At 47.9% G+C, this 26,990-nt stretch carries 25 protein-coding genes and 1 riboswitch; of the genes, 3 read left to right on the top strand and 22 right to left on the bottom strand.

What is annotated here, in order from left to right; genetic code table 11:
* The first annotated feature begins 370 nt into the window (after positions 1-370).
* Positions 371-4,198 (top strand): copper amine oxidase N-terminal domain-containing protein, encoded by a 3,828-nt coding sequence (locus tag MHH48_RS07430; RefSeq protein WP_076322963.1) that lies wholly within the window; start codon positions 371-373, stop codon positions 4,196-4,198.
* A gap of 380 nt (positions 4,199-4,578) precedes the next feature.
* Here MHH48_RS07430 and MHH48_RS07425 read toward each other — a convergent pair whose 3' ends face one another.
* From MHH48_RS07425 to erm, 7 genes are all read right to left on the bottom strand, one after another.
* The gene (locus tag MHH48_RS07425; protein WP_076322962.1) at positions 4,579-6,507 is read right to left on the bottom strand and encodes a PAS domain S-box protein; all 1,929 of its coding nucleotides are present in this window, start codon (positions 6,505-6,507) and stop codon (positions 4,579-4,581) included.
* Between the two features lie 150 nt (positions 6,508-6,657).
* Positions 6,658-7,398 carry an SDR family oxidoreductase gene (locus tag MHH48_RS07420; RefSeq protein ID WP_076322961.1) on the bottom strand — a complete coding sequence of 247 codons (741 nt, stop codon included), beginning with the start codon at positions 7,396-7,398 and terminating at the stop codon, positions 6,658-6,660.
* Positions 7,385-7,771 (bottom strand): MerR family transcriptional regulator, encoded by a 387-nt coding sequence (locus MHH48_RS07415; RefSeq protein ID WP_076322960.1) that lies wholly within the window; start codon positions 7,769-7,771, stop codon positions 7,385-7,387. Before MHH48_RS07415 ends, MHH48_RS07420 begins: the two co-directional genes overlap by 14 nt.
* A 297-nt stretch (positions 7,772-8,068) precedes the next feature.
* Entirely contained in the window at positions 8,069-9,091 is a 1,023-nt protein-coding gene (locus tag MHH48_RS07410; RefSeq protein WP_306024463.1) for an aminoglycoside phosphotransferase family protein, read from the bottom strand.
* Between the two features lie 213 nt (positions 9,092-9,304).
* Entirely contained in the window at positions 9,305-9,625 is a 321-nt protein-coding gene (locus MHH48_RS07405) for a thioredoxin family protein (protein ID WP_076322958.1), read from the bottom strand.
* Positions 9,622-9,999 carry a MerR family transcriptional regulator gene (locus MHH48_RS07400; protein ID WP_076322957.1) on the bottom strand — a complete coding sequence of 126 codons (378 nt, stop codon included), beginning with the start codon at positions 9,997-9,999 and terminating at the stop codon, positions 9,622-9,624. The genes MHH48_RS07405 and MHH48_RS07400 overlap by 4 nt, the downstream gene beginning before the upstream one ends.
* 128 nt (positions 10,000-10,127) lie before the next feature.
* A complete protein-coding gene (gene erm / locus MHH48_RS07395; RefSeq protein WP_083659674.1) occupies positions 10,128-10,994 on the bottom strand; it encodes a 23S ribosomal RNA methyltransferase Erm in 867 nt (288 codons plus the stop codon).
* A gap of 347 nt (positions 10,995-11,341) precedes the next feature.
* On the opposite strand from erm, the gene MHH48_RS07390 reads away from it, so the two are divergent.
* Positions 11,342-11,770, top strand: coding sequence for a GNAT family N-acetyltransferase (locus MHH48_RS07390; RefSeq protein WP_076322955.1), 429 nt, complete (start codon positions 11,342-11,344; stop codon positions 11,768-11,770).
* Positions 11,771-11,807: 37 nt separating this feature from the next.
* Here the strand turns inward: MHH48_RS07390 and MHH48_RS07385 are convergent, their stop codons facing one another.
* The 6 genes from MHH48_RS07385 to MHH48_RS07360 all read right to left on the bottom strand — a co-directional run bounded on the left by MHH48_RS07385 (position 11,808) and on the right by MHH48_RS07360 (position 16,658).
* On the bottom strand, positions 11,808-12,209 hold the full coding sequence (locus MHH48_RS07385; protein WP_076322954.1) for a DUF1801 domain-containing protein: 402 nt from the start codon (positions 12,207-12,209) through the stop codon (positions 11,808-11,810).
* A gap of 142 nt (positions 12,210-12,351) precedes the next feature.
* Complete coding sequence (locus MHH48_RS07380; RefSeq protein WP_076322953.1) at positions 12,352-13,056, bottom strand: DNA alkylation repair protein; 705 nt, start codon at positions 13,054-13,056, stop codon at positions 12,352-12,354.
* A gap of 208 nt (positions 13,057-13,264) precedes the next feature.
* Positions 13,265-13,840, bottom strand: a complete 576-nt coding sequence (locus MHH48_RS07375; RefSeq protein WP_076322952.1) for a 50S ribosomal protein L25 — start codon at positions 13,838-13,840, stop codon at positions 13,265-13,267.
* Between the two features lie 380 nt (positions 13,841-14,220).
* Complete coding sequence (locus MHH48_RS07370; protein ID WP_076322951.1) at positions 14,221-14,778, bottom strand: DUF4256 domain-containing protein; 558 nt, start codon at positions 14,776-14,778, stop codon at positions 14,221-14,223.
* 75 nt (positions 14,779-14,853) lie between these two features.
* Positions 14,854-16,452: a 23S rRNA (uracil(1939)-C(5))-methyltransferase RlmD gene (gene rlmD, locus MHH48_RS07365; protein WP_076322950.1), complete on the bottom strand. Its 1,599-nt coding sequence runs from the start codon at positions 16,450-16,452 to the stop codon at positions 14,854-14,856.
* Positions 16,449-16,658, bottom strand: coding sequence for a hypothetical protein (locus MHH48_RS07360; RefSeq protein WP_144023454.1), 210 nt, complete (start codon positions 16,656-16,658; stop codon positions 16,449-16,451). The genes rlmD and MHH48_RS07360 overlap by 4 nt, the downstream gene beginning before the upstream one ends.
* 25 nt (positions 16,659-16,683) lie before the next feature.
* Between MHH48_RS07360 and MHH48_RS07355 the strand changes: the two genes are divergently transcribed.
* On the top strand, positions 16,684-17,457 hold the full coding sequence (locus tag MHH48_RS07355; protein WP_076322948.1) for a sporulation protein: 774 nt from the start codon (positions 16,684-16,686) through the stop codon (positions 17,455-17,457).
* A gap of 83 nt (positions 17,458-17,540) precedes the next feature.
* Here MHH48_RS07355 and MHH48_RS07350 read toward each other — a convergent pair whose 3' ends face one another.
* From MHH48_RS07350 to MHH48_RS07310, 9 genes are all read right to left on the bottom strand, one after another.
* Entirely contained in the window at positions 17,541-18,215 is a 675-nt protein-coding gene (locus MHH48_RS07350; protein ID WP_076322947.1) for a GntR family transcriptional regulator, read from the bottom strand.
* A gap of 58 nt (positions 18,216-18,273) precedes the next feature.
* On the bottom strand, positions 18,274-19,080 hold the full coding sequence (locus MHH48_RS07345) for a Nif3-like dinuclear metal center hexameric protein (RefSeq protein WP_076322946.1): 807 nt from the start codon (positions 19,078-19,080) through the stop codon (positions 18,274-18,276).
* Positions 19,081-19,186: 106 nt separating this feature from the next.
* Positions 19,187-20,812, bottom strand: coding sequence for an extracellular solute-binding protein (locus MHH48_RS07340; protein WP_076322945.1), 1,626 nt, complete (start codon positions 20,810-20,812; stop codon positions 19,187-19,189).
* 48 nt (positions 20,813-20,860) lie between these two features.
* Positions 20,861-21,733: a carbohydrate ABC transporter permease gene (locus MHH48_RS07335; protein WP_076322944.1), complete on the bottom strand. Its 873-nt coding sequence runs from the start codon at positions 21,731-21,733 to the stop codon at positions 20,861-20,863.
* Positions 21,734-21,748: 15 nt separating this feature from the next.
* Positions 21,749-22,714: an ABC transporter permease subunit gene (locus tag MHH48_RS07330; RefSeq protein WP_076322943.1), complete on the bottom strand. Its 966-nt coding sequence runs from the start codon at positions 22,712-22,714 to the stop codon at positions 21,749-21,751.
* A 544-nt stretch (positions 22,715-23,258) separates the two neighbouring features.
* Positions 23,259-24,254 (bottom strand): hypothetical protein, encoded by a 996-nt coding sequence (locus MHH48_RS07325; protein WP_256720549.1) that lies wholly within the window; start codon positions 24,252-24,254, stop codon positions 23,259-23,261.
* 67 nt (positions 24,255-24,321) lie between these two features.
* Positions 24,322-24,864, bottom strand: coding sequence for a sigma-70 family RNA polymerase sigma factor (locus MHH48_RS07320; RefSeq protein ID WP_076322942.1), 543 nt, complete (start codon positions 24,862-24,864; stop codon positions 24,322-24,324).
* A gap of 211 nt (positions 24,865-25,075) precedes the next feature.
* The gene (locus tag MHH48_RS07315) at positions 25,076-26,056 is read right to left on the bottom strand and encodes a DMT family transporter (protein ID WP_076322941.1); all 981 of its coding nucleotides are present in this window, start codon (positions 26,054-26,056) and stop codon (positions 25,076-25,078) included.
* Between the two features lie 135 nt (positions 26,057-26,191).
* A riboswitch (FMN riboswitch) is annotated at positions 26,192-26,358 on the bottom strand.
* Between the two features lie 230 nt (positions 26,359-26,588).
* Positions 26,589-26,957: a hypothetical protein gene (locus tag MHH48_RS07310; RefSeq protein WP_076322940.1), complete on the bottom strand. Its 369-nt coding sequence runs from the start codon at positions 26,955-26,957 to the stop codon at positions 26,589-26,591.
* Between the last annotated feature and the right edge of the window lie 33 nt (positions 26,958-26,990).

Here is a 26,990-nt window from a genome sequence, read left to right as displayed (position 1 = left end):
TCCGCCGCTGCTCCCTCACGCCTGCCATCCCGAGAATCCCGCCGACTGGAAGTACTCGATGATTTTTATCCATCCCCGGTGGCTGGGTGCCCCCCTTCGGACTTTGATTCCAATTCCCATCAACCCATATGCCCATCCTGCATCCGAAATATCAAAACGAACGATCCCGGCATCTTATCCATTCCTGCAGGACACTGCTTTCAATAAAGGGAAGAAACAGCAAACTTCTGCTGTTTCTTCCCTTCTTTATGATCAGATACTAAAAAATATTTTTGCATTGCCGATGTTATAGTTGAAACTTTATTCAAGGCCAATGCGTCATATTGTAGAGGAAAATAATAACAAAGCTAAATTTCAGGAGGTTGAGTGTGTGAAAAGAATATGGACTGCCTTGCTAGCAGCTATACTGTTAATCCCCATGACATTCCAATCGCAGGCACAGGCGGCAGTGAACATCAGCGTCTTGATTGACGGTGTCAAGCTGTATACGCCTCAAGCACCTATCATGATCCAAGGACGCGTCATGCTTCCGATGAGATCCATCTTCGAAGCCTTGGATGCATCGGTCAAGTGGAATCAAAAAACGAAAACCGTCACAGCGACCAAGAATGGCACAACCGTCATTCTAAAAATCAACTCCAAGACGGCCACCATCAATAACAAGACGGTAGCGCTGGATGTTCCGGCGAAAAACTTAAAAGGAAATACCATGGTTCCAGTGCGCTTCGTAAGTGAAGCCCTCGGCCAAAAAATCGGCTGGAATTCCAAAACGAAAACGGTCACCGTCAAAACAACGAACAATTCAGGCGGCGGCGGAAATAATACCGGTATCGTACCGGTGAATTATGTGACCCTTCGGGACATCGGCAACGCCGGCGACGGCCGCGATCTGCAGGTCAGCTTCTCCAAATCGTCGACCGAATCATTAATTTCGCATTACCGCGTGATGATTGTGAAGCAGTCCAAGACGTTAAACCAATCAGAAGCACAGCGCGTGTCCTCCGCAGCTTACACATCGGTGTACCCGTCCGGCTCGGATCAGACTCTGACCCTCACGTCGGGTTCAAGGGATGTGGATAATGATCTTATCCGCGATAACCAGTCTTATAAAGCTTACGTATTGGCAGTTAGCAACACAGGCGGCACATATGCCCTTTCCTCGGCTTCGCCGTCGTTGACGCTGACCAACACCAATTCGGTGAACGGAGCAACCAACGTGAAGGCAAGCGATGTGAGCGACTACGGCGATGGCCGTGATCTGCAGGTCAGCTTCACGCGTGCCCAGAACGAGAGCAATGTAACCAACTATCGCGTATTTGCGGTAAAAACGAAGGATGTTGCCAACTTTAATCTGGCGGCAGCCAAATCCGTCCCAAGCCAGAATTATACGACGGTGAGCAAAACCAGTACGACGAATACAACGCTGTCCACGACGCTGAGTTCTTCTGCTCGCGATACTTCAAACGAGCTCATCCGCAGCGGTGTCGCTTACACTGTGTTTGTCCTATCTGTCAGCAGCAACGAGAGTGTGCTTGCAAGCAACCTGTCTTCAGGTTCGTCTTCCATCACGCTCAACACGGGAACCGCAACGGTTCCATCCATTACGCAAGTGACGGATATCAGCGATTATGGTGATGGCCGCGACCTTCGGGTAAGCTTTAACAAGGTATCCAACGAATCCAACATTCACTCTTATCGCGTGTTTGTCGTAAAGGACAGCAATTACAGCAGCTTCAACTTGAGCAAAGCCAATGCTGTGTCCAGCTACAACTACACCCTAGTCAACAAAACCGGGAATAACATCAACAACTTGACGCTGGCGTCGGGTGCTAGAGACGTAGACGGAGCAACGATTCGCAACGGTGTGTACTATCGCGTATTCGTCATGGCCGTGGACTACAATAACTCCAATAACAACGTGCTGTCCGCTCCATCGAGCTCCATCATCTTGAGTTCCAGCACCAATCTGGGCGCAGTTACCAATCTGTCCGTCACTGACGTGAACAACTACAATGACGGACGCGATCTGCAGGTGTCATTCACCCAGCCGTCTGATCGTTCTAACATCAGCTATTACCAGGTATTCGTTGTAAAATCATCTGATAGTTATTTTGATCTGAATAGAGCCAATAACTTAAACAACAGCAATTATTACACTCAAATCAATAAGAATAACAACAGCAACTACATTACTCAAACCCTGAATTCCAACAGCCGTGATATCGATGGAGAGCTGATTCGCAATGGTGTCAGCTATCGCGTATACGTCCTGTCCGTAGGATATTCGGGCGGCAATAACAATGCATTATCCAATTACTCATCGATTACGCTTGGAAACAACAATCAGGGCAATGTAAACCCTGTTTCCACGCCAACCTTGTCCATTAATGGCAATAATGGTAACGGAAGTGATCTGAAAGTTTCCTTCAATCCAGCAAATGGCGAAAACTTTATCGATCATTACCGAATTCTCGTTGTAAAATCTTCCATGAGCCTGACCGTGTCCCAAGCTTATGACAACAAGAATTTCACCACAGTTTACAAAACCGGCGGCACTATCACTCGGGATTTGACTAACACGACTCGGGACAGCGACGGGGATCTCATTCAAAGAGGTTCAAGCTACCGCGTGTATGTCTTGTCGGTAGGCTACTCGAATTACGGCAGGGCGCTTTCATCGGTCTCTCGTGACGTAACGATTCAAGGCGTGACGGAAGTTGGGAAAGCTACGAACGTCACGGCAGCGGTTGTGGGCAATGAAGGCAACGGAAGTGATCTGAAAGTAACTTTCTCCCATGCCAGCGGAGAAGGTAATATTGATCACTATCGCATTTTTGCAGTCAAATCATCCAAGAATCTGACATTATCCCAAGCACAATCAAACAGTTATTACACACAAGTGTATAAAGCGAACAGTTATAGTCAAAATTTAGGCGCTGATGCCCGAGACACAGACGGTGAACTGATTCGGAATGATCAAGGCTATCGTGTGTATGTCTTATCGGTAAGCAACAGATCCTCTAATTACAGCGATGCTCTATCCGCTCCATCCGGCGAAATCAAGTTGCAAGGAGTAAGTCAGGTAGGAGAAGCAAATAATGTTCGAGTGATTGATGATGGTGACCGAGGTAACGCTAGTGACCTGAAAGTATCCTTCACCAAATCTGCAAACGAACAAAACATTAGTCAATACCGAATCATCGTTGTAAATGAATCAGATTTAAGCAAATTTAATCTAGATGTTGCTAATGGTTTAGCAGCAGAAAGCTATCTTACCGTCTTTCCTGGTGCTAACTATAATGATAAACTCATAGATGGAACCCTTGATGCATTCGGAAAGCAAATTGTTAATCAACAAACATACCGTGTGTTTGTATTATCTGTCAGCAACAACAGGAATATTAAAAACAAGCTCTCAGAAGCTTCCAATTCAGTAACATTGAAAAACGAAACACCTATGGAGATTCCCTCCACTGTAAAAGCAGAAATTGTAAGCGGAAATGGCAATGCCAGTGATGTTGCTGTCAAGTTCAAGGGATCAACTACAGGGATTAAGGAATATCGAATCATGGTTGTTCCTTCAGATAAAGATAAAATCTTGATCTTAAAAGATGCTGAAGCAATAACAGATAGCAGTCAATACACTGTAGTTAAGCCAGTAAAAAGCGAAATAGTGCAAAAATTAACCAACTTGAAAGACGTGAACAATGTTCCCATATCAGAGGGTAAGGAATATAAAGTTAACGTTCTAGTCGTTGCGGATGGAAAAACGCAAAATTCTAACGGCTTATCTCCAGCATCCGAGAATTTCACCATCCCTGCCCCACTCCAAACTTCGGCCGTTAAAGCCAGTTTGAATAAAGACGGGAAGCTTCAAGTCGATTTCACGAAAGCGATCAACGAGGCAAGCATCAAGCATTATCGATTGTTGTTTGTGCCAAAAGAAGAAATCACAACCTTCGATCTTCCAAAAGCAACGAAAGCTGCTGCGGTAGAAAATGCAAAAGCAACGATAACACCAAAGGGTAAAGACATCTCAGAAATTATCGACATCGATGCGGTAAATCAAGTTATTCAAAGTGATACGGAATTCGCTGTATTTGTTTTATCGGAATTAAAAGACCAAACAAGTGTGCAGACAACTACCCTGCTCTCTAAACCATCTAACATCTTGAAATTACCTACAAAAACTCCATAACGCGAGTTATAGTGTAGAAGTTTTCAATCAAAACATCAAATGCATCAGTTCTCAACAAAAGCTGTTGCTCCTGTTCAGATTTGACAGGAGCAACAGCTTTTCTACCCCATCCACCCATCAAACCCTTTTCTGACTAACTGCATGAATCATAATCTTACGAAAAGCGAAAGCAGCGTAACCAGCAATGCCTCTTAGGACACCCTATAACATTAACAGCCTGTCGGGATTATTCCCGCAGGCTGTTATGCATTCTTCCCCCTGGGCCATCATACACGCGTCGGAAGATGAGCAGCTATATACTGCATACGTTTTGGTTACTATATTTATTCCGCAGTGAAATAAACAAAAACTCAAGCGATATCACTTGAGTTTTCATCTGTTTAGGCTTGAGACATATTTCGCTCAGCCAGAAACTTATCAATAATGGCCGAAATAACATTCATGCTGACAGGCTTGCTTACATACTCGTCCATGCCCATCCCTAAATATTTCTCGCGATCGCCTTTGATCGCATGGGCCGTGACGGCCACGATATAAGGCTCTTTTTCGGATGATGCCGATTCTTTTATGGCGCGGACCGCTTCCGTTCCATCCATGAAGGGCATCTGAATGTCCATGAACACGATGTCATACGAGTAACGCTCGAGGGCTTCAACCGCCTCAAGTCCATTCTGGACGGTGGTCGAATTGTATCCCAGCTTCTCAATCATTTTCTTGAGGACTAACTGATTCACCTCATTATCCTCGGCAATTAAAATTTTCAGATCGTTTCCTAAGGAGTGATTCTCGTGAACGGCCTCATTCTCCTGTTTATTGCCAGCATTCGACTCAAACGAAAAAGCAACCGTAAACGTAAAGACAGACCCCGGCTGGTTCTGATTCTTCTCATACCAGATATCTCCGCCCATCAACTGAACGAGTTTTTTACAGATCGCCAGCCCCAGTCCCGTTCCTTCCACCTTGCGGGTCATATAATGGTCCACTTGATAAAAGGGTTCAAATAGCTGCGCAACCTTCTCACTCGACACACCTATGCCCGTATCCATAACGGAGAATTGGATAAGGGCCGAGTTCCCTTGGTTCTCGACACACTGCACAGAGATGGAGACGGCGCCATTAGGTGTAAATTTAATGGCATTACTAAGCAGGTTCATTAAGACCTGCCTCAGCTTCGTCACATCCCCATACACTTGATTCGGCACGTCAGAAGCTACAGAAGTGGTCACCTCAATATTTTTCTCCAGCGCCTTCGGAAGAATCAGGTTCAATGTCTCGGACAAAGCCGTTCTTAGGTTAAATGTTTCCTCCACCAGCTCTGTTCTGCCCGATTCGATTTTTGAAAAGTCTAAAATATCATTGATGATGTTCAGAAGGGTTGTCCCGCTTTTCTTAATGATCTGTACATAGTCCCGCTGCTCCTCATCAAGCTCCGTCTCAAGTATCAGGTCCGTCATCCCGATAACACCATTCATCGGCGTACGGATCTCATGGCTCATCATCGCCAGAAACTCGCTCTTGGCTTTATTTGTCTTCTCGGCTGCTTCCTTCTCGATGATGAGCCTCTTCTGCTCCGTCATGTCCTTGGCAATGATGTAAAAACCCACATTCTTGTTATGAATGACAATGGGTGCCAGTGTAGCGAGCACTTCAACCGTATGTCCGTCTTTGTGATGGATGACGTTAATGCCCTTCTCGACAGCAACATAATCAGCTGAAACAGAAAGTACGCGGGTAAGGTTACGTTCACCGATCAAATTCGAGATCTTGGTTCCAATTAATTCCGGAATCTTATAACCAGTCAACTGCTCTGCCATCTGGTTCCCGTTAATGATCCTCCCCTCCAGATTGAAGGAGATGATCGCATCATGGTTATACTTCTTCAGCGAAGTGTAGCGTTCAATACTCTCTTGGAGCTTTCGCTCGGCTATCTTGCTCTGGGTAATATCAACAATTTGCGAAATGAAAAATAATGGGGTTTGATCCTTTTCGTCACGAACTAGAGAAACATGCATCGATGCCCAGATGCCATGGCCGTCTCTATGTACGAATTGTTTTTCCACCGCAATAGTCGAGGACGACTCGTCCAAAGACTGATACAATTTATCTTTATTGTTAATGCAATCAGAATAAATATAATCGGTTGCCGGCTGTGACATCAATTCTTCTTCCGTGAAGCCAAACATTTTGCAAGCCGCAGGATTTACGCTGATCCAATTTCCTTCTATCGTAACCAGGGCAATGCCAATTGGAGCACTTTTGTAGACATGTTCAAACAAAGCCTGATGGCCAAAAATGTTGATATCACTCATACTCTGCACCTCCTGATACCGATTATTATACATCAGCATCTTCGAAATGGGGCTTTTTCAGAGTATTTTTATACTGCTAATCATTAGCAGCGTCATATCGGTAAATCAAACAAGAGACGTCATCCCCTGCATAGTGAAAATCCCACCACATTACCAAGCGATTCGCTCTCGTTCACGAAAATACTCCCCGCTCGGTCCATCATCCTCCATCGTCGCCAGCCATACAGCCGTATCAGCCCCTTCGGCAACGGTTAGCGGAGCGTCCGCACCGCCCATGTCGGTCTGAACCCGGCCCGGGCAAACCGCGTTTACCTTTATCCCGGTGCCGGCTACGTCCTGCGACACGAGGCAGGTTAATGCATTCAGCATCGTTTTGGAGATGCGGTAAGCAGAGGATGACCCTTTTAAACCGTATCCTCCCTGTATCACTTCGAAGGCTCCAAGACCGGAAGAGATGTTTACGATGCGCCCGTAATGATGCAGCTTCATCAAAGGAATCGCTGCCTGCGTCATACGCAAAACACCAAAAAAATTCGTTTCCAGCGTTGCGTGCACGACCGACTCCTCTACATCCAGCACAGAAACCCCCCGGTCTAAAATCACCCCGGCATTGTTCACCAGCACGTCCAGGCGGCCGTAATCTGACTGTATTCGCTCCATCATCCGTGCCACATCGTTGATTTCATGGACATCCGCCACGTACAGCTTCACAAGGAGCCCATCTGCAAGCAATTCTTGAACAGCCAGCCTCCCCTTCTCTTCGTCCCGGGATGTAATGACCACATGAAGTCCATTGGCAGCAAGCTGTCTTGCAATCTCTTTTCCAATTCCGCGGTTGCCCCCCGTCACGACAGCCACTCGCTTCACTTCCTGTCCATCAACCTTGTTCATTACACCGCCCCCCCTTGTCTAAAATAGCTTCCCATGCCGTAATGTTCTCCTGCAAATGGATTTCCGCCTGTTTCAGCAGTTCGATCTGCAGCTGGATTTCATCCAGCTTCCGTTTACCTACCTCAACCGCATTCGGGAGACATTCGATTTTGGGCTGCTCATCAAACGCACATTGGAAAAAGCCCCTAATCTCCTTCACCGTCAATCCCAGGCTAAAATACATCTGGATCAGCCGAACCCGCTCAATATCCGTCTCCCTATATTCACGATAGCCATTATCCTGACGGTCCGGAGACAATAGCTCCTTCTCCTCGTAATAACGCAAGGAACGCAAACTTACGCCCGTTTTACGTGACAATTCACTAATATGCACACGCAGCAGCTCCTTCTCATTCGGTTAACCGCATTGTAAACCATCACATCATGTGAAGGTCAATCCGGAATTCCACAAGCATATAAGAAAAACGTCTATCGACGTACTCTCAAAGAAGACAGACCGCGTTTAGATGTTGTTTTTCTTGCGATATCAGGTAGGCCATGCTTCGAAGTTTATACTTTCTGATATCTAAAAAAAAGAACAGAGCTTAAGTCTGTAAAGACTGCACTGTCCTTTATCCGAGACCTGACAACATCGTTCAAGTTATTCTACTCAGTACATGATGCAATCCCACTATCTCAAGTAGTCCATGGCATAAACATAATCTTTTGCCCATTCGGAAAAGGTTAGTTGCGGATCCCAAGTGACTGCACCCATCGCTTTGGCACATCCCCAATCCAATATACGCTGATGGAGCATATGTACCCTAAATCGATCAACAAAGCCTTCCTTATTTGCAGAGCCCTGCAAGTACATCTGTATAAAATGCCGCGCTACTTCCTGTTCCTCGAAATCCCAGTACATAATCACCATCTTAGGCAAATCCGCTGTTCCATCCCCAAAATATCCGGTTGTAAAATCAAAAATGCCGCTGATTCGCCACTCCTGACAAGCCGTATCATACGCTACCAGCATATTTTCCGCCTTAAAATCCCCCATAACAAAAGTGGGTGAGCCATGCTTATCGAACTCATCCGCCGAGTCACGCAGCACCTCTTCCACCCATTCCGTATCGGTTGGAGTGATCTGGGAATATTGTTTGGCATCCTGCAACCAAAACCGAATTCGATGGTAGAGCCACTCTTTATAAGATCCCTCAAACGGGCGAATTCTTCGCGTTTTCGGATCGAGCTCGCCATACTGATCCACTTTCCAGCCGTGCATTTCATTTAAAATGTTAGCTGCTGAAGAGGCAATATCTATTCGATCCGCTGCACCAAGCCCTGCTCTAAGTTGTGGTTCATTCATATGCACGCCATGAAGACGAGGCATGATCGCGTAGCACCAGCCGAATATATCGATGGATTCATCCAACAGATATGGGGCCGATAAAGGCAGTGATGTATACTCTTGCAAATAGTCCGTATAAAATTTCTCTTCAACCAACTGCCCTGTATAAAGGGGATTTCCCTTTAATACATAGCTTCCTTGGCTCGAGTTAATGAACAACGTCTGATTTCCTACTCCCTCAGACGTTTTCTCAGCTGAAATGAGGTTCCCTAGATGGTGTCTGTTCAGCATAGCTTGAAGCTGCTCATTCGTTACATGACCGATGGAGTTCGTTGAGAAAAAGATCTCTGTTGTCAATTGAAGCACCTCCTTAAAAATTTTCGCTTCTGCGCCTTGCCAGACATATATTTATTCACAAAAAATCCTATCACCAGATGATCCCAAACAGCTTCAGCAGCTTGTTACGGTTGCTATATAAGAATTCGATACACGGCGAATAATGCCCTCTACATCAATAGAAAACGCCTCTGTGTCATCAAACATCAGAGGCGTTTTCGCTCATTCATCGATTATTCAATTCTATGATACATAACGGCCTATCGCCGCTTGATACGCACTCTTAGGCCGAAGTCCAATAAGTTTGTCTGCCGGTTCTCCGTTATGAAACACAATCACCGTCGGCATGGACATAATGCCGAATTGAGCGGCAAGCTCCGGGGATTCGTCACAATCCACCTGATAGACATCCAGGCGACCCGCTTCTTCCTGACTCAGCTCATCCAGGATGGGAAGCAGCACTTTGCACGGCGGGCACCACTTGGCTCCAAATTCAACAAGAGTGACTCCATTCTGTTTAATCGCGCTTTGAAAGCTGGCTGCATCTATTTGTGATAAACTCATTTGCATTCCTCCGCTTCTTCCGATTCTCGTTCATCCAGAATCGATTGCATGCGTTCCTCCAGATTCATCTTGATATGATTCAGCTGGTGAATTTGCGCCTCGATCTCGGCAATTTTTTGACGGAAAATCGGGAACACCTCCGCGCAAAACGCCTCTTTATTTTTCAAGACGCAATGCAGGAAACCAGCGATCTGCTCGGTGGACAACCCCAGATTCAAATACAACTGGATAGTACGCACCTGTTCTTCTGCGAGGCTCGAATACTCCCGGTATCCGTTCTCGTTGCGAACCGGCATAAGCAGTCCTTGCTGTTCGTAGTATCGAAGCGAACGGATGCTGACTCCGGTACGGGCTGCAAGTTCTCCGATTTTCATGCTTCTACGCCTCCTAGATGAACGATTCGATTTCATTGTAAACCCTGACACTAGTGTCAGGGTCAAGCAAATTCTGCGAATATTTTAAAAGTGATCGTATTAGAAACGACGGAGATCTCCATCGAATGTTATTTTCTTTTCTTGGATTTGCCTTTGGAGCTTGTAGAAAGTTTGGGCCAACGACTTGACGGCACATGCTGGAGCATCGTATGGAATACAGTTCCCCACTGCTCTTCGTTCAGCCTACTGATGGGGAGCTCTCGATCCACCCCCAGCAATCGGACCAGCTTCGTAATCTGGGGAGGCGTGAACACGCCCGCCAGGGCCACGAATAACGGCAGCCTCGAGTCCCGCAATCCGTAGGCTGCCAGCGCTGTAAACTTCGGCTGATGCTGCGTGGCAATGAGCGGCTTCTTCCTCCGGTTGATAGCTAGAATAGCGGACTCCACTTTGGGAGGCGGCGCAAAATGTTGAGGCGATATGGTTCGCACGAGCCGAATGTCGTAATGCATCCTCCAGCTTAAGATACGCGGATCTTGAACAGGAACTGCCGTAAAACGTTTGGCTGCACCCTTTTCCACAAGCAGCACGGCTCGCTGCAGCGGCACGCCGGGATAATCCAGCAGCCTCGCCATGATCGGCGTGGTGATCGAATACGGAATATTCGCCACGACGGCAAACGGACTTTTCGGAAGAGGAACCTCCAGGAAATCAGACTGCTTGACGCGAATGTTGCTTCCATCTTTTATCTTGCTGAACAGTTTATCCACAAACGCCGGATCTGTCTCGATCGCAAGCACATGTGCAGCCTTCTCTGCCAGCGGAAAGGTTAATGCCCCTGTCCCTGCTCCGATATCGAGAACGGTATCGGTGGATCGGATCTGGGCCAAATCGATCATATCATGAATCAGCCGTTTACTGATTAATAAATGCTGCGCGGAAAAGTTAGACGGTTTCTTCAACTTTTCCCGATGATTTTTATTATTTTTGGACACAAAAAAGCACCTCATTCATTCGTATAGTAATGAAAAAGGCACAGCACAAATAATCCTTCGCATTTTTACATGAAAATGGATGGATTTAGATGTTCTGTACCTTCATTAACGAATACGTATGAATGCGATGCAACACATGTTAGGACAATCCTCCCTTAGATGAAACGGATAAAATAACAACCACAGTATAGCATAGGCATTCCCCTGCCTCACGGGCATATTCTTTTAAAAAGATTTTTTACCGTCGGTCCATGGGCTGGGTATGGTATGTTGAGGAAGATAGGGTTCAATGGTTCCGAATCCTAATGAATATCAGTGAACCGGCATACTAGAAGGAGCAAACCGATATGCAAATCTATTTTACGAATGAAACTGTAGAATCAAACAGTGCCGATAACAATTACGTAAGAAACCAAATGATTGCGTATAATCTCAAGCACTTCCCAGACGACTTAAAAGGCCGGTACCAGGAAATCAATTTATTGTTGAGGAATGCGGACGGTCAGATTTTGGGTGGAATTGTGGGGGAAATATGCTGGAACTGGCTGGAGATCCACTACTTATTCGTGGATGAACCATACCGTAAATCGGGGTACGGAGCCAAGCTGTTGAACGAGGCGGAAAAAATAGCCATAGGGAAGCAATGCGAGTTCGCAAAGTTGGATACACTGAGCTTTCAAGCCTTGGATTTTTACATCAAGCAGGGTTATGAGGTATATGGCAAGATCGAGAATGCCGGACGGCATACGCATTACTATTTGAAAAAGGAACTTTAAAAGAAGGCAGTAAAACCGCCTTCTCTGGTCTTCCATCTCAGCTCTCCACCGACTTCTTCCCTTTTGATTTGCTGTTTGCCTTTTGCAGGTTTTGCTCGACCCGATATTGAACGATTCGGCGTATCAGGTCATAGGGCAAAGGCTTATCGATGGGAAATTGCAAGGTACCTTTGGACTTATGATATTCCTTTAACTCATCTTGGAACGCCTCAATACCGCTAGGGGCCGGGTAAAAACCGATATGCTTCTTAAATGCCGCAAAATGCACCAAATTTCCGTGAAAATCGAAGGTCAGCATCTGATAGCTGATTTTTTCCTTCGCTTCCGGGGCCATCTCCTTGATCACTTGTCTTAATGTCTGGAGAATGCTTTGAACTTCGGGAGTGCAGCTTGAAATATATTCGTCGATCGACCCGTAAACGATTTTATCCTCTTTCATGGAATAACGTCCCTTTCACAGGTTAATAGGTTTCATAAACGAGATCAGCGTTCATTTCCAGCCGTTTATCGCCTGTATCGCACACCAATCGAAACGTCCGTCAGAATCCCGCTTGCCTCGCCAAATAAAACGAACGAATGGTTTAACATCTCACATACTTGCGTTTGAAACCAAGCTTCCCTCTCTCGACTTCTTTTCTAATATTTTCGGAAGCGTTCAGGATCTTGCTCTTATCGCCCCGCTTCATCTCTACCGGTCCTACGGCCTTTGCGGTCTCAACCGCCTTATCATGGAGCGGCAAATAAGATACGGCTACAGTGTACATGAAATTATTCATCGCGGATTTCGTTCGGTCCGGAGACTCATGGATGGTCTTTTCCACCAGTTCGAGCATGGCCGAGATTTTACTTTCCGGGAACTCACGATCGGGTCTGCTTCCGAGCAGCCAGCAGTAACAGCTCCACCCCGCCGACATTCTAAGCTCTTCGCCGCTTGCGATCCATTGATCAGCAACGTCTTGCGCGATATCCGCCTCTGCCAACGTTACGGCAACCACATAATCGGACAGCATATAAAAATAGGCCGTATCCATCCAACGATCATAATCCGCTGCCGTCATCCCTTTAGGGTCTGCAATGATGCCGGCAAAGTACATGGCGTCATAGTTTCCGGTGGCGTAAAGCTGCTCAGCCAAAGGCTGATTGATTTTGATTTTCTTGGCAATCGGCTTCATGGCGCCTGTTGCTACGCCAAAGAGCGGTTCACGCGCCCCATTGGACAGGTACATTTTCTTGAGCCGTTCCTTGCCGAGTGCTTCAAGCTCCGACATTACGGATTCCACATTCATGGTTCGACACTTCCTTCATTGGCTTAGTATGCAACTGCCGGGTAAGGCGGCAGGCCGCACTCCACATGACTTGAGTGTACAATAATAATGACGGCCAAGCCTAGTCTCTCTTGATGGAAAGTTCCGGATTCTGTTCAAGGTTTTAAGCAAAAAAAAACGGCGATTACTTCCCGATGGAATATCGGGAAGCAATCGCCGGCAGCAGAAGTTACATAGCCTCCGGTTCTTCCAACTGGACTTTCGGTGTCACCACTGACACGAGCAGTTCGTTTGCCGAAGAGATCAGCACGACGCCGTCAGGCAGTTTAAGGTCCCCGACATGTAAAGAATGCCCAATCTCCAGTTCGCTGATTTCAACAGGAATGGTGGCAGGAATACGGTCCGGGAAGGACTCAATCTCGATGAACGTGCTTTGTATTTGGACGACTCCTCCAAGTTTGGCTCCCTTGGCGGCACCGATGTAATCGAGATTCACTCTCGTGCGCACAACTTCATTTATATTAATACGTAAAAAGTCGACATGGATGTATTCACGAGTGATTGGATCACGCTGAACCGACTCCAGCAAAACCGGAAGCGGCTCCCGATCGTCAAAACGAAGCTCAAGGATTCCTCCTTTGCCGTTCCTTGCCCATTTGCCGAATTCTTTGGCGGACAGTTGAATCATCATATTCTCTTCCCCTGTGCCAAATACAATTGCCGGAATTCGCCCCGAAAGACGAAGCTGCTTAAGTCCGGTTTTGTTCATCGCGGCGCGCGTTTCTGCTCGTAAATTTACTCTCATCTCAACAACACTCCTCAGATTATCGTTATTTTGGGTGTACTCACCATCAATCATCCATAATGAACTACGGATTTCTCCCCCCGTAGCGGGGAAAGTAGGAGCACCATTGCATCACCTCCAGATAGACATTTAATGTAAAACGCTTTTATATATGCGAGAAGGCACCTCGTCCCATGGGAACGAAATGCCTAATTACTTGCTACCATATCATAGAAAAGGGGGGTTGTCGACCGCGGTGGTATGGGGGGGCCATTACAGGAAGGAATTCCGAGTGGTTATGATTATACGAAAAAGAGGAGCTTTCCGCCCCTCTGTGTAGTTCCATCAAAACATCTCATCTTTTTGTCCTACCGTACATTTATCGAAAACCCCTTCAAAATTCAGACCCTTAGCGAGCCACGGAATCCCCTGGCAGCATAGTATGATTCCGCTCCATTGTGGTACACGAAGACAGTGTCATAGCGGCGATCACAAAAAATGGCTCCGCCGAGTTTTCTAATACTGGCAGGTGTTACCACCCAGCTCGATGTTTTCAAATCGAAATTTCCAAGTTTTTGAAATTCCCGGTATTGTTCTTCCGATAGCAACTCTATGCCCATAGCGGTTGCCATTTCAACAGCACTATTCTTCGGTTTGTGTTCTTTTCTTGATTCCAGCGCTTCACGGTCGTAACAAATACTTCGGCGGCCTTTTGGACTCTCAGCTGAACAATCATAAAAAATGTATTCGCCCGTCTTGTTGTCATGACCTACAACATCCGGCTCTCCGCCAGTTATCTCCATTTCATGGAGTGACCACAGTTTTTCAGGATTTGCTACGAGCTTTGCTTGTACGTCATCCCATTCCAGGCCTATATGGCGGTACATGTTTTTCTCAAAACGAGCTTTCAATGTTGTGAGTAGTTCTTCACGTTGTTCTGTTGACAATTCCTTTGCCAAGTTAGACTCCCCCTCATACAATTATTACGATACCCACCACGCCGTATAACTTTAAGCAACACTATCACATCTCATCTATTCTTTCCTCACCAACAACGTTACCGCTTCCACATGGCTTGTCTGCGGGAACATATCGACCGGCTGCGCCCATTCGATCTCATAGCCGCCCTCCAGCAAAATCTTGCAATCTTTCGCCAGGGTTGAAGGATTGCAAGAAACGTACACAAACCGCTTCGGCTTGGTGCGGAGCACTGTCTCCAAGAAGCGCGGGTCCAGGCCGGTGCGCGGTGGGTCGGCAATGATGACGTCCGGCTTCATGCCCTCCTTGACCCAGCGCGGCAGCAGTTCCTCTGCCTGGCCGACGTGAAAGCTCGCGTTAGCACGTCCATTTCGCTGCGCATTGGCCTTGGCATCCTCGACGGCTTCAGGGATCGCCTCGATCCCGCGCACCTCCTGGGCATAAGGCGCAAGCCACAGCCCGATCGTACCGGTTCCGCAGTAGGCGTCGATGACGGTTTCCTTCCCCGTCAATCCGGCTGCTCCCCGGACCGACTCATACAGCTTGACCGTCTGCTGCGGATTCAGCTGGAAGAACGCTCTGGGCGACAGCGAGAATTGCAGGTCGCTCAGCGATTCCTGCATGCTTTCGGCTCCCCACAGCGAGATCGTCCGGTCTCCGAAGATGAGCGAGGTTTTCTTCGGATTGATATTGAGTGAAATCCCGCTCACCTCCGGAATGGTAAGGCGCAGCAGACGAACGAGATCGTCCTGCCTTGGCAGCTTGCTTCCGGCCGTGACCAGTGTCACCTGAATCTCCCCGGATTGGAAGCCGTGGCGAACCACAATCGTCCGTACGCCGTCCTTGTTTCCATTCTCTTTGTGCAGCGGAATCCGCAATTCTTCGAGGACGGATTTGACCTTCTCCACCGCGTCATTCACCTTCGGGTGCTGAATCGGGCAACCGCTAATGTCCACAATCGTATGGCTGTCCGCTTCATAGAGCCCTGCGATCACTTCATGGCCCTTTCGTTTCAGCTGCAGCTGTGCTTTATTCCGGTAATCCCATTGGTGCTCCATGCCGAGAATCGGCTTAAACTTCACGTCGTCACGTCCTGCGTATCGGCTGAATGCTTCACGCACGATATCCGTCTTGGCATGCAACTGTCCCTCATAAGAGATATGCTGAATTTGGCATCCGCCGCAAATACCAAACACCGGGCAAGGAGGCTCAATACGGTGAGGCGAACGCTTCTCCACTTCTACCAGCTGTGCCTTAATAAATTTAGGCTGGACCTCTTTTACCTCGGCTTTGACGACTTCGTTCGTGATCGCTCCGTCAATAAACACTGCCTTGCGGCGGTAATAGCCGACTCCTTCGCCGTTGATCCCAAGCCGTTTGATCGTAACGACTATAATGTCACCGGCTTGCAGCTCATCTGCGTGCTCACGTCCAGATGAAGGCCTTGGCCCGCGTACTTCTTGCTTATGTTTATCGGATGGTTTCGCCTTCGAATACGATGAAGACAATAACGAATCCTTGTTCTTCCTATGTTCACGCTTAAAAGCCGGCTTGGCCCCAGCTTGGTTCGCTGCAGTCCGCTCACCCGGCTTATTCCCGTATGCCGTTGATTTGTTGTTTTTGGTTCCTTGTCCAGAACGTCGTTGTTCACTCATGCCTTGATTTCTCCATCCTTAATGGTATCGTGTCCAATATACCATGCCGAACCTGCGAATGCTAACGGGCCGTGTTCTTTTTCCCGATTTCGCCGGTGTTCTTCTGCTTCCTTGCCGTCAACATCTTCACCGCGTAAAACCGCAAAAAAATATTTTTGCAATTCGGAAACCAGAGGAGATCCCCCGGCGTATAATTCCATTATCATACATTCTCATATGGAGGTATCTTTTATGTCGTTTTTCAACAAAATGCTAGCCAGTGTAGGAATCGGAGCAGCCCAGATCGATACGCATCTCGAGAAATCCTCCTATTATCCGGGTGAAGAGGTACGCGGCATTATTCACATTAAGGGAGGGAACGTAGAGCAGACAGTCGACCGCATTTACTTGAAAGTGATGACGGAATATACCAAGGAAAGCGACGACAAGAAATACATAGAATCCTATACCCTTGCCAAAATCAATGTCTCCAGCCGCCTCACGTTGAAGCCTGGCGATCAACAGGAAATACCATTCTCTTTTCCCCTGCCGTTAGAAACACCGCTCACCATTTCACGGCAGCCGGTATGGATCCATACCGGACTCGATATCGATAATGCCATCGATCCGAAGGATCGTGATTTCATCGACGTTGAACCGAACGCGGACGCATCCGTTGTGTTTGACGCCGTGGAAGCCCTTGGCTTCAGCTTCAAAATAGCAACATGCGAATATCATCCTAGATTAGGCCGGGGTGTTCCATTTGTGCAAGAAATTGAATTTTATCCTGGCTCCTCCTATGCCGGCCATATCACAGAGCTTGAATTGATCCTCTATCCGGAGCAGGACGGCATTTCCATTCTGGTCGAAGTCGACCGCAGAGGCAGAGGCGTTTCAGGCTGGCTCCAGCGATCACTCGATATGGATGAACAGCATTCCTGGGTAACCCTGGATCAACAGGATCTGGATCAAGGTCCATCCCACGTGGCCCAAATGCTTGACCGTGTCATCCGCAGATCGATTTAATGAAAAATGGCCCGCAAGGCAGGTCGCTTGCTCCTCTGTGACACTCCTGCGGGTCATTGTTTTTTAATGAATGATATCGCTTGTCAAATAAAATAATGCGGGTACTTCTCGCGTAAAATATCCTGCTCCACAACGACAAGACGCAGATGACGCTCCATCACGTTCATGGCCTGCTCCGCTTGTTTATGGACGATCAGCTGATATATTTCCTTATGCTGCGAGATGATATGCTCCCAGTTTGAATCCTTGGACAGGCGAAGCAGCCGCAGACGGTTGAAATGAATATTCAATTGCTGCAGCATCTTCCAGGTCCGTTCTTTGCCCGTACCCTCAAACAGAATTTGATGGAACTCCTCGTCCAGCTCAAACAGCTTATAGAAATTATGGTTGCCCGCGCATACGTCCTGAAGCGCAATATTGGTTTCCAGACGGAAACGGAACTCTTCGGGGAAAAACTCACAGGCGAGCGCCACGATTTCCTTCTCGATCTTCTCCCGGATAAACCGGCCTTCCTCAACATGCCTGAGATTAATACGGGATACGATTGTCCCGCTTTGCGGAATGATGTCGAGCAGTTCCTCCTCGGCAAGTTTCATGAACGCTTCCCGGACCGGCGTTCGGCTGACGTTCAATTCATCCGCAATTTCTTTTTCCGAGATTTTCGTACCCGGCTCCAGCTCCAGATGGAATATCCGGTCCTTCAGTAGCTGATATGAATATTCCCTGGTAGAGCCTTTAATCTTTTGCTCTGTTGACATATATACGTTACCTCTTTCTCCTATGCTCTATGTTCTCTTTGCTTACGTTATCCTCCCTCTATATTACCTGAATCAAGGGCACGGACGGTATATCATGTACGGGAATCTTCGGAAAAAACTCTCGCAGCCGCTCGGCCACGCAGACCATACCGGGCTCCTCGCTGGCGGCATGGCCAAGCAGGAGCATGGACGGGTTCCGGCCTTGGGCTGCTGCATCGCCGATGTATTCCGGCGTCTCCCATTCCGGGCCTTCGCCGGCGATAAGAAGATCCAGCCGCTCATTCACACAAAGGGGAATGGCGTGCGTTCCGCCGCCCCGGTAGCCAACGGTTATGCCGATTCTGGAGCATGTTCCTCTTTGGTTCCCGATATAACGAAGATACGGAAGATTCAGCTTTCTTTTTATATCTTCCACAACATCCTGAACTGTCATTTCTCCGGGCAGTGTGACTACGGCCGCTGTCGGAAGATACTTATCGATATATGGTTCCCAGTCCAGCGCCTGAACCAATCCCTGCGTAATCATGTCGGGAACGTACCTGTGAGGCGCATCATGAAACCGGTAAATCGTTAGATTGCCGGATTGGATCAGGTCTATTTTATCCTGGTGGACAGCACTTGCCTGCATCCCTTCCACTCCATCCTCATGGTGGCTGTAAAAGACCCCCTCATGGGTAATCACAAGGTTTGCTCCCGCTTGTATGGCTCTCTGTAAAACCGAATGCGAGGCGGCGAACGTGACGGCAATGCCATGAACGATGGCATCCGCGCTTCCAGCTACAACCCTGTCCACCGTGGATTCAAAGTGTCCCTGTCCCGCCGGTTCTGTTAACCGGTCGATTACGTCTTGAACGGTCACACTCAAATTAGAACAACCTCCTTGTCGTCAACATTGCAGGAGCATCGTAACCGTCCGAAGTTGAAAACAGGCTGCCTTTCCAAAAAGAAACGACAGCCTGTTGATCCGTTAGTTATTGTTGCTCTTTATAATTTTTATAAGTCTTATTCGCAATCTCCAGGTATTGTCCCACGCCCTGGCTATCCAGCTCCTTCACGAACTTGTCGTACTCGGCGAGATCGCGGTCCCCCAGAATGAACTTCAGTGTGTTCTGATCCGTGTAGTCCTTCAGCGGCGTGCTCAAAAGCGTCACTCGCTCGCGTTCTTCGACCGAGTACGGAATCGGCGGCTCCGGCTTCACGACGGTTTTCGTTTCGCTCATGCTCTTCTGGAACTGCTGCTCTTCCTCGCTGAACATGGATTGAAGCAGCTCGGTTGTACCGCCGTATGCAAACACCCCGCCCGAGAAGCCATGCTCGATCCGCAGATCCTTCGTTCCCTTCGGATTCAGTCCGTTGTAGTTAATGTCGTCCATCAGCTTGCGTACGCCGCCTTCCTTGGTATACGTCACGCCTTCTACGCCCCACTTCGTAAATTCCTGTCCCTCATCGCTGTAATAGAGCCAGTCGATAAACTGCAGGATGGCTTTAAAGTGCTCACTCTCTTTCACCTTGGAAGAGATCATCACTCCGTTCTCGAGTCGGCTGCCGGACATCAGTTGGCCTGCCGGGCCGCCGGGAACCGTGATTTTGCTGATTGCATACTTGCCTTCGCCCAGCGTTTTGTCCATATCATTACGGTGCTGGACCACGGTCTGGGAGTTGCCGTTAATGATGAAGGATTTGCCGGTCACGAACTTTTGCACAGCCTGATCGTCATCCTGGGTAAAGCTCTCTTTGTCCAGCAATCCTTCATCCACCAGCTTGTGGAAGTAGGCCAGCATATCCTTATATTCATCCGTTACTGCCGTATACACAAACTTATCCGTGTCTTCCTCATACGTAAGTCCGCTGCCGTAACCCCATCCGCCTTTGGTGCCAAAGCCCGTAGCCGCGATGTTCAGCGTACTGTTGAATTTGAAGCGGTCGGAGAACGGCGTAACGTCCGGGTAATCCTGCTTCAGCTGCTTCATGGCCGTATACAGCTCATCCCAGGTGGTCGGAATCGCGATGTTATGCTTTTCGAAAATATCCGTACGCACGATCAGCGTATAGTCCGGCCACACCGCCTCATGCAAGCCCGGGAGCACATAATATTTCTTGTCCTCTTGGCGAAGTCCCTCCAGTTCGCTCTCCATATCCCATTTCTCGATCTTGTCCTTGAAATTCGGCATCAGATCAATGTAATCGCTAATCGGCAGAATTGCACCGGAAGCCACAAACGCGGATTCCTCCCCGGGGTAAGTCTTCGGAATGACCAACGGAGCGTCACCGGAGCTGATCAGCAGACTGCGCTTTTGACTGTAATCACTCATCGGCACGATCGTCGGCTTCAAGGTCACGTTTGTCATTTCTTTTAGTTTAGCAAAAAGCATCCAGTCCTGCTTGTAAGGATAAGCTGGCTGGTCGCTGTAAAGGATGGACAAATCGAAGGGCTCCGTCGCCTTGAACGTATCGCCTACCGCGTAAGTTTCCATGGCGCCCTTATCTTGATTCTCGGCCTCTTTGCCGCCTGTTTTATCGGTACACGCCGCCAATACCGCAACAATCAACGATATTAATAAAGCTTTGCCAGCAAACGAACGAGGACTTTTTTTCATTTTCCTATTCCCCCAAAATATCAATAATGGCCAATCGGATGGATAATCCTATTGCTTTACGGACCCAAGCATGATGCCGGTTACGAAATATCGCTGCACGAACGGGTAAATCGTCAATATCGGCAAAATGGTCAGTACCATGGTCACCGATTTGATATTGGCAGATATCTGCGTCAAGTTATCGGCAGAAGTGGCGCCTGCGGAAGTCACGCCTGTCGCGCCCGCTATCATGTTCCGCAAATAAATCGTGACCGGGAAGAGTTCCTTCTGATCCAGGTACAGAAAGGCCGGAAACCAGGAGTTCCAGTGCCCGACTGCATAGAAGAGGACCATGGTCGCGATCACCGCTTTGCTTAAGGGCAGCACGATCCGGAACAGCATGCCGTAGGTGTTCAGGCCGTCAATGGCCGCGGCTTCCTCCAGCTCTTCCGGCATATTTTCAAAAAAGGATTTCATGATGAGCATGTTGTAGATGCTGATGGCTCCCGGGATTACGATGGCCCAGATCGAGTTGCTGAAGCCGAGGCTGTTAATGAGCACATAGTTCGGGATCAGCCCTCCATTGAAGAACATCGTGAACACGGCAAACATCGTCAGAAACTTGCGGCCTACTAACCTTTTCTTGGATAAGGCGTAAGCAAAGATCGTTGTTAAGAACATGGATATCGCAGTGCCAACCACGCTGTAAACGACGGTGTTTTTGTAATTCGTCCAGAACATGGCGTCTTTGGTCACGGTTTTGTAGGTATCGATATTGAAGCCCCTGGGAATTAAGTTCACCTTCCCTGAGTTGATGTACGACTCGCTGCTGAAGGATTGAGCAACCACGTTCAGGAAGGGGTACAGCGTAATGAAGACAACGAACAGCAGAATAATGGCATTGCACACTTTGAATGCCTTATAGGATCTTGATTCCTTCATATAGGCGCTCCCTCCTTACCATAAGCTTCGATCCGTCAGTCTTCGCGAGATCGCATTCACGGAGAAGACCAATATAAGTCCGATCACGGACTCGAACAATCCGATGGCTGTAGCATAACTGAAGTTGTTTGATACGAGACCGACCCGGTACAAGTAAGTCGAGATGACGTCGGCCGTCTCATAGATGACCGGATTGTACAGCAGCAATATTTTCTCGAACCCTACCGCGAGGAACGCTCCCATATTCAGGATCAGCAGCGTCACAATTGTCGGGAGGATACCCGGAATCGTGACAAACAGCGTTTGCTTCCAGCGGTTAGCCCCGTCGATCCTCGCCGCCTCGTACAGGGATTCATCAATCGTCGTTAATGCGGCCAGATACAGAATCGCGCCCCAGCCCATGCCCTGCCAGATTTCCGAAGAGATATAGATCGTCCGGAACCACTCAGCGCGCTGCATGAAATTGATTCGTTCTCCATTAAAGAACTCAACAAGCGAGTTAACAGAGCCATTAACCGACGTCAATTGCAGGATCATCCCGGCAACGATGACGATGGACAAAAAGTGCGGGAGATAAGAAGCCGTCTGGACGAATTTCTTGAATCGCTTGCTCTTCACCTCATTCAGCAGCAGTGCAAAGATGATGGGAACCGGGAACGTAAAGAGCAGGGACAACGCACCAAGAAGCAGGGTGTTCTTGAACACGTTCCAGAACGCAGGGTCATGGACAAACATGTTGAAATAGTGGAGTCCTACCCATTTCTCCCCGTAGATGCTGCCTCCGGGCATAAATCGCCTGAAAGCGATCACGTTGCCAATCATCGGTCCGTATTTAAAAATGAGCAGGTACATAACCGGCAAAATCAACAGGGAATACAGCTGCCAATCCTTCCGGACCAGGGCAGCGACGGTTTTAAGTTTGGGTGTTTTCTTTGCTGTTTTCACTGCTGGCAAAGAATGATTTACAACTTTTGGCTCCATCGACGTTATTCACTCCATTCCGTATGGCCTCTTCTCATACCTCTTCATTCATGGAATACGGCTGTATTTCATTATCCATCTCCATTCAACACTCGTGATGAAATCGCTTTCATTTATTGCGGTTATAAACAAGCTGCTACTGTTACGGCAGAATAATGGGTAATATCCGACCTCTATTGATCCCCCCTCCAATGTTAAACGCTTACAATTATGTTCAAAAAATAGACTCCCGTATCTTGAACGTTTGACTGACAAAGTGAACCAGCTGCTTCTCCCACCTATGTAGAGAGTTATTTCCACCATACTAGTATAACTAGTATGGTAGTTAGTTTCATTTTAATGGACGTTTTCTACAATTTCAATACATTTTTTTCTCATGTATAAAATTCGATCCCATGCCTAAAAAAAAGCCGTGAGCGCATTCAGGCTATGGCCTGTTGCGTCACGGCTTTCGGATTCCATTCTTGCCTAGGTATTCATCATGCATAAAGGGCAGAAGTCTTCGCTTCTGCCCCTCGAGGTTTCCCCCCTGCAAGCTCAAGATTTACTTCAGCTCCGTCACGTTGCCGTCAATGCTGATACTCTTGATATCCATATCCCCCAGAAAAACAAGGTTATTCTTGCTGTCCAGATTATACAGCCATTGAAACCCTCTCATTGTCGTACTTGTCGAGCTAGCATGAAGGATCAGTTCTGATCCGTCCGCGGCGGTGACCTTAACCTCCGGCGTGTATTCCGGCAGTTTATCCAGCTCACCGTCCGTACGCTTGCCTTCGATGGCCACACCGATGGAAGATACGCTAATGGTGCTGAGAGACAGTGCTTCCTCACCCTCATCAATCGTCAGATTCAGGCTCTGCTCTCTTTGCTTGCCGGGAGAAATGGTGAATTTAACATCCCATGGCCCTTCGAAGGTATGGGTGTCGTCCGCTGCCGTGATTCGATCGGCTGTAATCCGTGCCTTTAACCCGTCGAGGTCACTCATCGCATCCATCTCAAATACGCCGACAAGCTTTTTGTTATCGTCAAGAAGCTGCTGCCCCACCATATAATTCACATTATGTTCCGTTTTCAGTTCAAGTCCGGGTATCGAAACACCCGCAGGGAATGGCGTACCATCCTCTTTCGTAAAGCTGACAACCAAATAGCCGCTGTTACCGACATATATGCCTTCTTCAACATTCATGGTCACCCCGGACACGGTATCACTTCCTTGTATGGGTGATCGCTCATCTTCCGCAATGGACGCGGATTGACCGAAGAACTGCTTCAAACTATCCATGTATTGGCTCGCAAAAGCGGTCGTGCTAAGTATCATAATCATCGCCGCAGCGATAACGATACTCGCTTTATATTTTTTTACTTTCCTGTTTTTAAACACCATCGTTTCCTCCTCTTGAATACGGTTCATCGCGCGGTTCTTGATTCGTTCCATACTGATCTGCTGCGTCAACTCGCGTTCCTCTTCCTCCGTAAGGAGGAGATTGTCCAGCTCCTGATTGTCGATATTGGCCATAATATCTACAATTCGCCGCTTCACTTGCCTCCATCCCCTTTCGCTATCGATTTGAAGCTTCACTCCTATAGACACGATCCTTATAGAAATCCTACGGATTCTCGGTTTCATAATGAATGCGTAGTTTGTCCCTTGCCCGGCGGATCCGAGCGGTGACGGCTTTCTCCTGCATATTCAGCCTGCTTGCAATATCGCGGACTTTCTCCAAGTAGAAGTACCTGCGGATGAATATTTCGCGATCCGGTTCGCCCATACCCTGCACCATGCCGCTTATCGTTTCCTTCTCCTGCCGGAGAATAGCCAATGCCTCCGCTGAGGGGCAAGAAACGGCATCATCTTCCAACTCGGATTCAATGACCCGCTGTCTTTTTCGTAAAACATTCAAAGTATGATTACGCGCGGCGATGGCCAGATAAGGCTTGAGACTATCTCCGCGCAGCATGATTGTGGACCCGTCTGTCCACAGCTTGACCAGCACGTCACCGGTGATTTCCTCCACATCGTAGGAATTAAACCGTCCACCAGCCACCTTAGCGACCACCGCGGCTATGTAGCGTGAATAGCGGTCAACCAAAGTTTCAAAACATAACGGATCTTTCCTCGCAAGCCCATCCAGCAATGTCCGATCCTCCATGGACCCTCCCCCCCTTTTATAACCATCTGTTTTGTTGAACCAAGCCATAGATCCGGTGCTACTATATAAGACACCTATAATTTCAAAAACCCTACACATCTTTCGAAAAAATGATCCTCCCTTTGCAAGGGCGACAGGTCCATTGGACAGCTTTGTAACGACAAAAAAGCCGATCCATTTCGGACCGGCTTTTTTGCAAACTTTTATGAAATTATTGTAATTGTGGAGAATCTTCGGATTGCTGTCTGGAAATGATAAACAGTACGATCCAGATCAGCAGGAATCCCAGAAGCTGAGGACCTGTCACGATCTGCTGGAATACGATCCAGTTGATGAGCACGCCCACCATAGGAAAACTCAATTCCGCAAGTGTTGCCACGGAGGCTTTGGTCGTGGTTAACCCTTTATAATAAACCAGCAAACTCAGGAGACCCGGCAGCAATGCCTGACCGATCAGGTTCAGCGATACCAAGGCAAATGCCCCGGTATTCCAGGCCGGCATATTCCATGCTGCCCCCTCACTCCATGTAATGACGGTCAGGAGCGGCAGTGCCAGCACGAAACGCAGCGAGGTTACCGTCTCGTATTTCAGTTTGCCTACCATCAGGCGCCCCATGACCGTTGAACCGCCCCACAGGGCTGCCGCACCTAAGGACAAGAGGCTGCCAACTTGAATAAACTCGTTCCAATGGCCAATCGGAAGGGTTAGGCCAAAGGTCAGTAAATACGTGCCCGCCAAAGCGATAATGAGCAGTATCCCGAAATGGCGCGGAAGCTTCTCTTTCAGAAGTAAGCTGGCCAAAATGATGGCAAACAGCGGCTGAAGCTTCTGAAGCAGCAGGACGGCATTCAGATTGCCGCTCGACAGCCCCATCGTAAACAATACGGTAGCCAATGCCGAGCCGCCCCAGGATATAAACAGCAGCGCGCCGACATGATTCCAGCCAAGGCCTTTTAGTTCCTCGCGGTTCTTCCACAATACAGGGATTGCAATCAAGGATATAATGATGTGTTCAAGCAAAACGATCTGAGCCGAAGTCAGATTCTTGAGCAGAATGACCCGGAATAACGGGTCTACGCCCCACAGAGCGGCTCCCAAAACGACAAGCCAGAACCCTCCCTTAAAACGTCGACTTGCCTGTGCGTCGGAATCATAGGGTTTCATTTTAACCCCGGTATTCATATTACTCATCTTGCCCTCTCCTGTCTTGAATACGGAGGTCTTACTAGCAGAAAGCCCCCGCCATCGACATGTGTCGACGTATACGGGGGCTGATCAAATAAGCCTGCGTCAAATGGGAAATTTCCCATCTACGGCAAACTCATCTTTGATCTTCTCCCATCCGGACTTTACCGTCGGCCTTGGAATTGCACCAAGTCAGTCGCTGCATTCATGTTCGTGCCAGAACGCAGCGAGTCGCGGGCTGAGTTTCGTTCACGCCGGAACGAACCATCACCGCCGGTTAGGAATTTCACCTTACCCCGAAGATCCATATTCATGTTTTATTTTTGTCATGCATCCATACTAATTAACCGATAATCCCTATAAGCTTAGTTGATGAATTGAATTATAACATGAATCCTTTCATGTAAATACATCTATTTTCAAAATAAATGAAATTAGACTTAAATACAATGAAAAATCTCACGTTCAACCAGGACTTACTGAGAATTATACAGCAAGTATCGATTTGTTACCAGTATGATTTTTTGCCATTTTCCTTTTATGTTATATCGAATACCTTGAAGATGGACCGGGTACCGACTGCCCCAGCCTGAAGGCATAACAGATCGAGAGCTTCCTTGGTATTGAGGCTCATTCCGCCTGCTCGAGGCAACGACATCGATAGATCTGTTGAACTGGCGGCGGTTTCACTCTCGAACTGCTTCGTCTCGCTTAATAGCATTTTGCTCCCATCCGGCCGAACCATATACTGACGCAAATAACCGCCTTCTCTAACGGTTACCATCTTTCCCTTGCCCTCTTCTTCCTTCTTGTTCTTCTGGAGCAGCTGTTCAAACCCTTCTTGGGCTGGTTCGGCTTTCTTCGATTTCACAGGACTCCAGCATGTATATGCTGACTCAACGCGCATGAACTCACATCCTTATCCAATTGTTATTTTAAC

It is taken from the genome of Paenibacillus sp. FSL F4-0100, from assembly GCF_037993005.1.
Classification (GTDB): domain Bacteria; phylum Bacillota; class Bacilli; order Paenibacillales; family Paenibacillaceae; genus Paenibacillus_AQ.
The sequence above is the reverse complement of the archived record's forward strand: the minus strand, read 5'-3'. Positions and strand labels throughout refer to the sequence as shown.